The 12,230-nt window shown below is 53.6% G+C and carries 8 protein-coding genes; all 8 read right to left on the bottom strand.

Features of this window, described 5'->3' with window-relative positions; translation table 11 throughout:
• Positions 1-3: 3 nt before the first annotated feature.
• On the bottom strand, positions 4-813 hold the full coding sequence (locus P7079_RS01415; protein WP_278013062.1) for an FtsB family cell division protein: 810 nt from the start codon (positions 811-813) through the stop codon (positions 4-6).
• 217 nt (positions 814-1,030) lie between these two features.
• Entirely contained in the window at positions 1,031-2,053 is a 1,023-nt protein-coding gene (locus P7079_RS01410) for a hypothetical protein (RefSeq protein WP_278013061.1), read from the bottom strand.
• Positions 2,054-2,573: 520 nt separating this feature from the next.
• Positions 2,574-3,854 (bottom strand): phosphopyruvate hydratase, encoded by a 1,281-nt coding sequence (gene eno, locus P7079_RS01405; RefSeq protein ID WP_278013060.1) that lies wholly within the window; start codon positions 3,852-3,854, stop codon positions 2,574-2,576.
• Between the two features lie 675 nt (positions 3,855-4,529).
• A complete protein-coding gene (gene mfd, locus P7079_RS01400; RefSeq protein ID WP_278013059.1) occupies positions 4,530-8,033 on the bottom strand; it encodes a transcription-repair coupling factor in 3,504 nt (1,167 codons plus the stop codon).
• Positions 8,034-8,065: 32 nt separating this feature from the next.
• On the bottom strand, positions 8,066-8,650 hold the full coding sequence (pth, locus tag P7079_RS01395; protein ID WP_278013058.1) for an aminoacyl-tRNA hydrolase: 585 nt from the start codon (positions 8,648-8,650) through the stop codon (positions 8,066-8,068).
• 147 nt (positions 8,651-8,797) lie between these two features.
• The gene (locus P7079_RS01390; protein WP_278013057.1) at positions 8,798-9,418 is read right to left on the bottom strand and encodes a 50S ribosomal protein L25/general stress protein Ctc; all 621 of its coding nucleotides are present in this window, start codon (positions 9,416-9,418) and stop codon (positions 8,798-8,800) included.
• Positions 9,419-9,606: 188 nt separating this feature from the next.
• Complete coding sequence (locus tag P7079_RS01385) at positions 9,607-10,599, bottom strand: class C sortase (protein ID WP_278013056.1); 993 nt, start codon at positions 10,597-10,599, stop codon at positions 9,607-9,609.
• A gap of 102 nt (positions 10,600-10,701) precedes the next feature.
• Positions 10,702-12,225, bottom strand: a complete 1,524-nt coding sequence (locus P7079_RS01380) for a SpaH/EbpB family LPXTG-anchored major pilin (RefSeq protein WP_278013055.1) — start codon at positions 12,223-12,225, stop codon at positions 10,702-10,704.
• Positions 12,226-12,230: the final 5 nt, after the last annotated feature.

The raw sequence follows: 12,230 nt of genomic DNA, 5'->3' as shown, positions 1-12,230 counted from the left end.
ATGTCATTTCGTGGACTTTGTTTTCTTCTCAGGCAGCTGAGTTGATGACGACGACGGTTGAGGTTTCGGTGCGTTCAGCACTGGCACTTGTGACGGATTATCAACCAGCTGAGTGCCAGACTTTCCAGCGATCGCAATTGAATCTCGCAAGGTGATAAAGAAAGGCGTCGCCGCACGACGCTCGTCATTGACTTGTTTGACTTGCTTTTGAAGCTTCTCCGCTGCAGTCTCCGCACCACCGCGTGGCACAACATAGAGAGTTTGGCCAGGCAACACGTAGCCAAGCCTTTCGCGCGCCTGCGTTTGGACAAATTTCGGATCTTTCCAGCGATCAAGTTCACGTTCAAGCTGATCCACACGCTCAGTTGTTTTCGCGAGTTCCGCGCTAGCCACGCGCTTCTGTTCTTGCTGGTTCAGGTAGCTTGCCAATGGTGACGCAACGATCAGGACACCAATCGCAATGAAGATGAGCACGACGAGAGCACGTACCGAGAACCGTCGGGTTCGTCCCCCACTTTGATAAACAAAGTAACGCTTAGAGGTAAACTGCGCTCCTGTCGCTACAGTTTCCCGACGTCGCTCACGCGGACTACGGCCACTCATACCCGGCTTCGAAGGCCGCGGCTTCAATGCGTGGACACGCATGTCTTCTTCAAGAGCAGGATTTGGGCCTCTGCGCTGACGTGTGCGTTCAGGATGTGGAACATCACTTCGATGCTCCGCGGAAGTACGCCGACGAGCCGCAGAGGGATGTGAGCCTCGCAGCTGTTTTGATTGGTGCTTCGATGAGAAGTGAGGTCGGCGTGAATTCACGTTTCTCAGTCTAACGACAAACAAAGGATTCATGGGAAAGCACGCGCCACAGCCGGTTGTGATAGCGTCCGAAATCTCTGGCCCTTGTACTTCAACACGCTGACAAGCCCAAAAACGCGATGATAGAAATAAGCGGGAGGCTGGATTCCGATTGGAACCCAGCCTCCCGCACAGACTCTTTTTGAGTCACTTACTCACATGTGTGAGTAAACCTATATCAGGCGTTCTTGCGACGAAGCATGAGGGCAGCGCCACCAGCAACGAGGAGAACCGACATACCCGCAAAGGTTCCAGCAGCAGTACCGGTAAAGGGAAGACCGCTCTTATCTTCCATCTTTGGCGCTGCCTTTGTCGACGGGCTCTGGCTCAGCTTAGCCTTCTTCGACGGATCCTGGCTCGGCTTAGCCTTCTTCGACGGATCCTGGGTTGGGTCAGCCTTCTTCGACGGATCCTGGCTCGGCTTAGCCTTCAATGCCGAGTCATCCTTCAAGAATTCCGTCAAACCCTTAGTAGCATCGCGAACATTTGGATCCGCTTTGTAACGCAGCAGCCTCTCAGCAAAAGACTCCGAGCGAGCTGGATCATTCAGAGTTGCAGAAAGCCCCTTAGTAGCTTCACGAACATTCGGATCTGTTCTATAACGCAGCAGCTTCTCAGCAAAAGACTCCGAGCGAGCTGGCTCCTTCAGAGTTGCAGAAAGCCCCTTAGTAGCTTCACGAACATTCGGATCTGTTCTATAACGCAGCAGCTTCTCAGCAAAAGACTCCGAGCGAGCTGGCTCCTTCAGAGTTGCAGAAAGTCCCTCGGTAGCACTCTTCACGTTTTTTGCAGCTTCAACTGCTTTCTTCAGCTTCTTCTCAGCTTTATCGAGTGAAACGAAAAGTTCCTTCACATGATTCTGAGCAGCAGTCAAAGACTTACTAGCAGCTTCCTTGGCATCCCACTGCTTATCAACTTCGGCCTGCTCGCGGCAAGTATCATCCTTCTTGCGCATAGCCGTGGCCAACTTCTTCTGTGCCGCCTTCAGCTTCTTCTTAGCCTCCGCCAAATCTTTTTGAGCGTTCTCCACCTTGGTATTAGCGTTGAAAATTGAAAGTTGAATATTGTGGTGCTCAACGACTGCCGCCTTGACATCAGCCTCGTAATCAACTTTTACAGCAAATGCTGGAGTTGCCGCGAAACTTGTAACAGTAATCGCGATTGCAGCACCAAAAGCGGCGCTACGCTTAAACTTTCCCACTGTGACTCCTTCAAAGTAAGTGCGTTTTTTATAGATTCAGTGCGTTCTAGGAGATCTAGGAGATCTAGGAGATCTAGGAGATCTAGGAGATCTAGGAGATCTAGGAGATCTAGGAGATCTAGGAGATCTAGGAGATCTAGGAGATCTAGGAGATCTAGGAGATCTAGGAGATCTAGGAGATCTAGGAGATCTAGGAGATCTAGGAGATCTAGGAGATCTAGGAGATCTAGGAGATCTAGGAGATCTAGGAGATCTAGGAGATCTAGATAAAGAATACATCAAATTCTCAGGAAACTATTTGCAAAATTTCTATACAGTGTCGCACATCACTTGAAAAAGTTTCACTCTCTTCGCGTGCCGTAACACCTATTCTTCCTACCTCACGATATTACGCCCCTTTTGCTACCAGGCCCCAAGAGGCAGGACACCAACCAATAAATAAAGGAGTAGACACCCCTCTTGTGAGGTGCCTACTCCTTTATCACACAGCGATCATTTCCCAGCAAAGACTGGGAAGCTCTCACTTCTTGAAGCGCGGGAACGCGGAGCGACCAGCGTAAACAGCTGCATCTTCGAGTTCATCTTCGATACGCAGAAGCTGATTGTACTTGTTGATACGCTCACCACGAGCCGGAGCACCAGTCTTAATCTGGCCAGCGTTGGTCGCAACAGCGAGATCAGCAATGGTGGTGTCCTCGGTCTCGCCGGAGCGGTGGGAGGTCATCGAGTGGAAACCGTTACGGTGAGCCATTTCAACTGCCTCGAAAGTCTCCGAGAGAGTGCCGATCTGGTTGAGCTTCACCAGGAGAGCATTAGCCGACTTGAGCTCAATGCCCTTAGCAAGGCGCTCCGGGTTGGTGACGAAGAGGTCGTCACCCACGATCTGAACGCGGTCACCGATTTCTGCGGTGAGCTTGGCCCAATCTTCCCACTCCTCTTCCGAGAGCGGATCCTCGATCGAAACGAGCGGGTACTTCTCAACAAGCTCTTCGTAGTACTTAATCATCTCAGCGCCGGTCTTTTCGCCGCCTTCAAAGTGGTACACGCCGTCCTTGAAGAATTCCGTTGCAGCAACGTCAAGCGCGAGACCGAAGTCTTCACCCGGGGTGAAGCCAGCCTTCTCAATTGCTTCAATGATCAAATCGAGAGCCGCAGCGTTCGACTCAAGGTTCGGAGCGAAGCCGCCCTCATCACCGAGGCCGGTGGCCAGGCCACGCTCGTGAAGAACCTTCTTCAGTGAGTGGTAAACTTCTGCGCCCCAACGCAGAGCCTCCTTGAAGGACGGTGCGCCAATCGGAGCAATCATGAACTCCTGAATATCAACGTTGGAATCAGCGTGCGATCCACCGTTGAGAATGTTCATCATCGGAACCGGGAGAACGTGAGCGTTCGGGCCACCGAGATACTGGTAAAGGGGAAGGCCAGCTGTCTCAGCTGCAGCCTTTGCCACCGCGAGGGACACACCAAGAATAGCGTTTGCGCCAAGCTTACCCTTGTTTGCAGTTCCATCAAGGTTGATCAGTGTCTGATCGAGGTAGCGCTGATCGGTAGCGGAAAGGCCAATGATCTCCGGCTCGATAATCTCGGTCACTGCCTCAACAGCATCTTGAACACCCTTGCCCAGGTAACGAGACTTGTCACCATCGCGGCGCTCAACTGCCTCGAACGCGCCAGTGGACGCGCCGGACGGAACTGCTGCACGAGCGAAAACGCCGTTATCGAGCAGAACCTCAACCTCAACGGTGGGGTTGCCGCGGGAATCGAGAATTTCACGGGAAGCTACTGCTTCAATGCTAGCCACATGGACTCCTTCGTTTGAAAGGTTTGCCCAGAGGCGGACGCCTCTGGAGGACGGATCTGTCGATCCGCGCCATCCCTTTCATTGTCCTACGAATTTCACACTATGGCACGCTCAGGAAAGCACTACCCAAAGCGATTCAGCACTTGGCGAAGTCACTTGCCCAGATTTTGGGACGTTCGACTAGACCGCTCTCACACATCCCCACAATAGCAATGAGCAGCTTTTCTATGACATTCACTAACGATTACTTCGACAGATATAAAGAAGACGGGCGCAGCCCCCACTGCGCCCGTCAACGAGGATCACTTTGGGAGTTGTTGATTAAAAACTCAGAAAAACAAGCGATCAACTCGTTCGGAGTTGTGCCCTCATTATCAGCATCACTCTCACCTGAGGATGCGTCATATAGGAGTATGCGTTTGACTTCCGCACCATCAACACTAGCGAATTACCTAGGAAATTCACAGCGTTTTTTATTGCTATCCCAACGTTTGGCGACGCCTTCACTCACCAGCGCCGCCACCCCTCATCGACATAAAAATGCGAATAAATATCAAAACCAATGCGCCAGGCACGGATCGCCCCGTCACGCTCCCACAAAACCCGCGCCATGTAATTTTGCGACACTTTTGCAGGATTTTACATAGATGTGAAGTATTTCACATCTTACTGTGTTTACGACCCGTTCACTACCAGAATCTGTGAAATAACTGTCCGCACAAATTCCACGATCTCTTCGTTTTCAACTGCCGCTACCGCACCCAAGCGCGCCCCGGCATCGTCGGGAAGAGGAACAAGGAGAACGCGAGTCGCCGGCTTCGAAATCGCCCGAGGGTAAAGGCGCTTGAGCCGTGCTTGACGTGAATCAGGAAGCTGCACCGGAGCGAAACGCGCGTTGCGCCCCATGACGGTGATCTCCTCTAGCCCGACACTACGCGCAAGATCGCGCAGACGTGCGATCGCAAACAATCGCTCAACCTGCACGGGGATCTCACCATAACGATCAACCAATTCGGTTTGAACATCGGCACGTTGAGAATCTCCACGAGCGCCAGCGATCTTCTGATACACCTCCAAGCGAAGACGTTCGGAAGAAATCCACTCTTGCGGCACGTAGGCGTCAATGGGCAATTCGATGCGCACTTCGCGATTGCGCTCCTCCTCAGCGGGGGCCTGGCCAGTAATCTCGGCAACGGCTTCGCCAACCATTCGCAGGTACAAATCGAAGCCGACACCTGCGATATGGCCACTTTGCTCCCCGCCCAACAAATTACCTGCGCCGCGAATTTCGAGATCCTTCAGCGCCACTTGGAACCCGGCACCCAATTCTGTGTGCTGGGCAATCGTACGCAGACGTTCAATCGCCGTCTCCGTCATCGCTTTATCTGGCGGATAGAGGAAGTAGGCGTATGCACGCTCCCGCCCGCGGCCCACGCGCCCACGCAACTGATGCAACTGGGAAAGACCAAGCTTCTGGGAATCTTCCACGATCAAGGTATTTGCCTTGGGGATGTCCAGGCCGGTCTCCACAATTGTGGTACACACAAGCACGTCAATCTCTTGATCCCAGAACTGCTGAATCACGCTTTCAAGCTGATGCTCACTCATCTTGCCGTGAGCGACGCCGACGCGGGCCTCCGGGACGAGTTCGGCAAGAGCCGCCGCCTTTTTATTGATCGTCGAAGTGCGATTGTGAATGAAGAACACTTGGCCATCTCGCAGAAGCTCGCGTTTAATCGCAGCTGCAATCTGCTTGTTTTCTTCCCTGCCGACGTAGGTCAAGATCGGGTGGCGTTCCTCGGGTGGCGTGGCAAGCTGGCTCATTTGGCGCAAACCGGTCACGGCCATCTCTAGGGTGCGCGGGATCGGGGTGGCACTCATTGATAGAACGTCGATTGTGGGATAAAGCTGCTTGAGCGCTTCCTTATGCTCGACGCCAAAGCGTTGCTCTTCGTCGATTACCACAAGTCCAAGGTTCTTAAAGCGCACGTCCCCTGTAATCAGGCGATGCGTTCCCACCACGACATCGATTGTGCCGTTGCGGATCCCGTTCTTGACTTCCTCAGATTCCTTCTCCGATTGGAATCGGGAAAGCCCGGCCACCTTCACTGGGAAACCAGCATAACGCTCTTGGAAAGTTTCGAGGTGCTGTTGAACAAGAAGTGTTGTTGGCACGAGCACTGCAACTTGCATACCATCTTGAACCGCTTTGAAAGCTGCACGAATCGCAATTTCAGTTTTTCCGTAGCCAACATCGCCCGAAATGAGGCGATCCATTGGTTCAGGCGATTCCATGTCACGCTTGACGTCTTCGATTGTCGAAAGTTGATCGGGAGTTTCAACAAATTCAAAGGCATCCTCAAGCTCATGCTGCCACGGTGTATCTGGCGCAAACGCATGGCCCTTCGTTGCCCGACGCTGCGCGTACAAGCGGACCAGCTCTTTAGCGATCGATCGAATCGCAGCCTTGGCCTTCGCTTTTGTTTTGGCCCAGTCCGCGCCGCCCATCTTATTCAACGACGGAGAATCTCCGCCCGCATAACGCGTGACCTGATCGAGTTGATCGGTTGGAACCCAGAGCTGATCGCGTGGCGCACCGCGCTTTGACGAAGCATATTCGAGCACGACATATTCGCGTTGGGTTCCTCCTGGCCCCCCAAGGCTGCGCTTAGCCATTTTGACGAACTGTGCCACACCATGACGTTCATGAACAACGTAATCCCCGGGCTTGAGCGCCAATGGATCGACGGCGTTCTTCCTGCGCTTGGGCATTTTTCTTTCTTGCGCGGCGGCAGAACGCACACGGCCAAGCAGATCTTGCGCGCCGACGACGGCGAGGCGTGATCGATCGTTGATGAAGCCCGTCGCAATCGGAGCAGTCACGATATGGACGATCCCCGGAGTTGGAGGGGTATCGAGACTGTCACAAATTCGTGCTGGAACATCGGCGTCGGACATGACGTCCACGAGGCGCTTACCGAGGCCCGCGCCCTCGACCGTGAGCACAATCGTGAAACCGGAACGTACAAGGTTGCCGAGAGACGCGACGGCGTCGTCAACTTTTCCTGCGAATTTTTGCGGTTCGCGAAGCCCGAGTTCAAGGGACGAATCCGTGGCAAAGCCTCCCAGTGTCCACCACGCATGTCCACCTCGACGTGCCCGCTCACGGGTGACCTCGATTGTGGAAAACGATGCCTCATCCACCTGAATTGGCACACTTCCACCGGCAGCTGCAGAACTCCACGCGGCTGCAAGAAACTCATGTGTTGTTTCAATCAATGATTCGGCTCGCGCCGCAATCCTTTCCGTCTCTACCAGGGTAATACGGCTGGCGGGTGGGAGCTGGCTGACCACCGGAACAAGGCGATCAAGGAGCACTGGTGCGAGCGATTCCATTCCTTCGACTGCGATTCCGTTCGCAATCCGTTCGAGCATATCCGTCGCCCCTGGAAGCTGGGGAATCGCAGACAGTGCGCGTTCGCGCACATCAGTAGTGAGCAGAATTTCGCGGCACGGAGGTGCGTAAAGTTTGTCAACGTTGTCTGTCGAGCGCTGGTCTGCCACCGAGAACTGGCGAATCTCTTCGACTTCATCACCGAAAAATTCCACGCGCAAGGGGTGACGCTCCGTGGGCGGGAAAACGTCCAAAATGTCTCCGCGAACTGCAAATTCTCCGCGTGATTCGACCATATCCACACGTGAGTATGCTGCCGCAACCAGCGCTTTCGTCACGCTCTCTAAATCTGCGAAATCGCCCACGCTCATGCGCACGGGTTCAAGATCGCCCAGACCTTGGGCGATTGGCTGTAGCAAGGCTCGAATTGGCACAAGGAGGAATTGCAACGGCGCAAACTCGTCGGGATGCGCAAGACGGCGTAACACACGCAGTCGATTTGCCACGGTGTCTGCGCGCGGTGAGAGACGTTCGTGTGGGAGGGTTTCCCACGCTGGGAAAATATCGATGGAGTCAGCCGGCGCAAAGGCGCTCAGTGCGCGCGCAAGTTCTTCGGCGTCGCGTCCCGACGCCGTCACTACAACTTCGAGCCGCTGCGGGTTCGCGACCGACGCCAGAACCGGCGCAGCAGCGCCACGCGGAGCAGCGATGTCGAGTGTTTTTTGGGTGTCGGCAGCCTCCAACTCATCACAGGTGACGAGAGGCAAAAGTGGACGCAGATCCATCAGATACTCGTTTCAGCTTACGAAATTGTGTGTTAGCGGGTATGCAGGCGCATCGTTGCCTTCTCCAGGCCCTGCTCAATAACATCGGTCACTGCGCCAGCCGCTTCCTCAAGCAGGATGTCGAGTTCTGGGCGTTGCGATGATGTAAAACGGGAGAGCACGTAGTCGGCCGGATCCTGACGGCCCGGTGGGCGCCCAATTCCGAAACGTAGGCGGATGTACTGTTTGGAGCCGAGCGACGAGGTGATAGATTTGAGGCCATTGTGGCCGCCTTCGCCTCCCCCACGCTTGAGGCGCAACGTTCCGAAATCGATGTCGAGTTCATCGTGGACAACAATGAGGTTTTCGGGGGCAATGTCGTAGTACTTCAGCAACGACGATGTTGGCCCACCCGATGTGTTCATGTAGCTCATGAGCGTGGCGAACACGACCTGTTCGCCATCGCGTCCAGGGCCGACACCGAGGCGAGTCGTTCCCTGAATGGTTTGCGTCTGTTTGTGCAAGGAGAGGTTGACTCCGGCACGCCTCGCCAAAGTTTCGATGACCATGTGGCCAGCGTTGTGCCGCGTGCCCGTGTACTTTGCGCCTGGATTTCCCAGGCCAACCACTGCAAACATTTCTCAATCCTCAAATTTTATCCACATGGCCAAAACAGAATAATTCTAGCCGCAAAGATGGAGGTGGGCGGAAAGCATTTCACTTTCCGCCCACCTGAAAGATCCTCAAAGGTTGACATCTGAAAATGCGAACCTGGGATCACAAAATCACTCGGCGTCGCCCTCAGCTGCTTCACCTTCGCCAGCCTCAGCCTCTTCAGCTTCCTCAGCCTCAAGTGCTTCGTCAACTTGCGGAACGGCAACAACGACAACCGGATCTTCGCCGTCGAGCTCGATCTCAACATCCTCTGGGAGGGTGAGGTCTGCGACGCGGATGGTGGTGCCATCTTCAAGGCCATCGACGGAAACGATGATCGACTCAGGAATGTCGATCACTGGAACCTTCACGAGAACCTGCATCAGCTCAACAGTTGCGATGGCATCGCCAGCCGGCTCGCCCTCGACAATAACGGGAACTTCCACGTCAACCTTCTGCTTGGCGTTCACGCGAAGCAGATCGAGGTGCTCGATCATGCGCGAGAGTGGGTTAACCTGCTTATCCTTGAGCAGAACGAGGTGCTTTTCGCCCTCGACCTCAAGCGAGATCAGCGCGTTGGCGTTGCCGCGCACTGCCATGAAGGTCTCGTGGTAATCAAGGGCGAGGTGCATTGGCTCGGAATCCTTGCCGTAAACGACTGCCGGAACCTTACCTGCAACGCGCATACGGCGTGCGAAGCCCTTACCAAACTCGGTGCGCTTTTCACCGGAAAGTGTGATGCGATCTGACATATTTTCTCCTTCGTATTGGGCCACCCATAGGCGGCGAAACGGCCCCAGTACGGGCTAGGCCCCCGAAGGAACATAGACACCGCGTCGATAACGGAGCGTGCGCTCCCTCGCCGAGGCAACCCGCCTATTCTAGCGTGCTCACCGACGCGAGTAAAGGCGTGATTTTCTTGAAGAAATTAGGTTTTCGCTCACAATTGGCGGGGGCGTTCGCCGTCTGTGCCGGGGTGTTCGCCGTCTGTACTTTGGCCGTGTCGGGCGCGTCCGTGTCGGGCGCGTCCGCGTTGCACGCCGCTAGGTTGACTTTGTCCGCGTTGTTCGCGGCTGCGCCGGGAGCGATATGCGAGCAGAGCGTTGCGCACAATATATACCAGAGCAACTACTATCCCTACACCGCCACCGAGCAACAGCCAGGGGAAGTGCGGCAAATCGGAGGCGCCACTTGCGCGTTCTTGTTCAGCGGCAGGAGTGGGATATACACGCTCTCCGGTCACTAAAATTCGGTGACTATTGATGCCGAGGGGCGTACAGGTAATGAGTGTTGCGAGATCTTTGCCGGCTTGTGGAAGGATCGAATCAGAATCTTCTGGCTCCACCACTTTGATTTCGAATACTTTATAGGTGAATATCTCACCGAGGACGTTGATCGAAAACAGATCGCCTTTTTTAACCCGGTCAAGATGGGTGAACATTTCTGCATTTGCTAGACCGCGATGCCCTGTAATGACTGTGCGTGTATCGGTACCGCCGACGGGGAGGGAGGTTCCTTCTAAATGGGCTGCACCTTTGAGGAGATTTTCTTCGGTTGCACCGCGATATACGGGCAGATCAATATCTGCTGATTCGACGACGACCCTGCCGATAATGTCTCCCCTTCCAGATACGAGTTGTTCTTGGTAGGGTTTGATGCCTTCTTTGGAGCTATCGATTTTTCCAGTTCCCGAGGCTTTGTGTGAGAATGAGGGCACGGCAGCGCCTGAGGATAGCGCTGCATTGTATTTGCGGGCTTGAGTGATTTGAGTGCGCGCATCAGGCTGGAGGTGGGAGATTTCTTTGGCGTAGTCACCGAATACTTTCGCTTGATTGTATTGATAGATCCAACTTGCCGCGCTGGGGTAAAGCGCCAGAGATATTCCGGCAATTGCTAAGAGCGCTGCAATCATGCGCGAAACATACACTCTCACGCAAAGTTCTCCTTTACCTGTTGAATGCGCGTGTGCTGGGTGCAGACGTTTGTGTGATCCGCACCCAGCACACGCATGTTACTGTTCGCTCAATTACCGAACTTAGGCAGCGTCCTTTTCACGACGCTTGTTGACGGCGAGCACAATTCCTGCGCCGACGAGCAAGAGCACGCCTGCTGCTGGAAGAACCACGCCAAGGGTTGCACCAGTCAACGGAAGATCCGGACCGTCGTGCTGCTTGTTCACGATCGAAATATCACCAGTGTCAGAATCATTCTTCCCGGTCTGGTCAGTCACAGTAATTTCTGTCACGCTATCAGACAAAATGTAACCTGCCGGCGCAACAGACTCACGCACGTAGTATTTCTCTGATTTGTCATCATTCGACCCAAGGAACAAATCCTTAATCGTTGCTAGGCCAGCTTTGTTGGAAGGAGTAGATTCTGCAACGTAATCATCGCCACCTTTTTCAGCAGCTTCACGTGTAGCATATACACGGAACACAGCGCCTTCTAGAGCTTCACCGTTCTGAGATTCAGCAACTTTCTTGATGTTGTAGTCGCCGAAGTTCGCGTTAGGGTTCTCTTTCGGAGGAACAGAGTTCCAATTTCCACCTGGGTTGTTCTTGAAGTCCAGTGTTGCTCCCTCATTAGGAATCACGTTAGTTTCAGGAACTGACTTGATTTCAGTTGCGAGATCAACATTCACGGTTTTACCTAGATTCTTCTTAAAGAAAGTATCTTTGAAGGTGATGTAGACAGTGTTTTGGCTAAATTCAACTGTGTAGTCCTGGTCTACAGTCAGCTTTCGTCCTTCAACGGTAACAACTGGCGCAGTGGTTTCTCCTGGCTTGTAAGTTAAGGACGGATCAAGCTTATCGGAAAGACGGAACGCAGCGAGATTCGGATCATTTGGAACCTGACCGGTAAGTTTCCAAACAAGTTCATCACCGGCAGCGTACTGATCTTTTTTAGTGTTCGGATCGAGAGCTTTCTCGAAAGTTGAAGTACCGTTCTTCGGGTATGCGTAGACAGTGTAGAGCCACCCACCAACTTCATCCGAGTTCGGGAAAGGAATTGTTACGAAGAATGGCTCGGTCTTACGTGTCACATTCACAGGAGCTTTTGTCTCTTGTACAAGATACACACCAAACTTCAGGCCAGAGAAAGTAGCAACGCCTGCTTGATCAGTTTTTTTCTCTACCGGAGTACCGAGGCTCAGATTCGACTTGGCATCATTTGTAACGTTACCATTTGTAAACTTCAAGCCTTTAGTTTCATCCCATTGGGTGCTCTTGCTCAAATCAATAGCAACGTTATCCTTGTTGACTGGCGTCAAAGTGAAAGTAACATCAGCAAGGGGGTTGCCGGCAGCTTCAGGTATTTCCTGCTTGCTTCCATCTGCTTTTGTATTCCAAGCCGGATCGGTGTACTTAGTAATCACCAGTGATCCCTGACCATTTTTGGTCATGTCAATGTCATCCGGCGCGGCTTGAGCGGCTGGCAAGACGTCTTCGCCCGGCGCGGCGTGAACGGCTGGCAAGAAGCCGAACAGTGCAAACAGCGTGAGCACTGCCGTGAGCACAACGCCGCGACGCGCTGCGTGGTTGGTGAGAGTGCGAGACATTCTCC

The organism is Arcanobacterium canis (assembly GCF_029625435.1).
Lineage (GTDB): Bacteria > Actinomycetota > Actinomycetes > Actinomycetales > Actinomycetaceae > Arcanobacterium > Arcanobacterium canis.
This window is presented reverse-complemented; position numbering and strand designations above follow the sequence as displayed.

What these genes read in the sequence shown, in the direction of transcription:
- mfd (WP_278013059.1), bottom strand. Translation starts at nt 8,033, where the DNA reads ATGGATCTGCGTCCACTTTTGCCTCTCGTCACCTGTGATGAGTTGGAG.
- pth (WP_278013058.1), bottom strand. Translation starts at nt 8,650, where the DNA reads ATGTTTGCAGTGGTTGGCCTGGGAAATCCAGGCGCAAAGTACACGGGC.
- P7079_RS01390 (WP_278013057.1), bottom strand. Translation starts at nt 9,418, where the DNA reads ATGTCAGATCGCATCACACTTTCCGGTGAAAAGCGCACCGAGTTTGGT.
- P7079_RS01380 (WP_278013055.1), bottom strand. Translation starts at nt 12,225, where the DNA reads ATGTCTCGCACTCTCACCAACCACGCAGCGCGTCGCGGCGTTGTGCTC.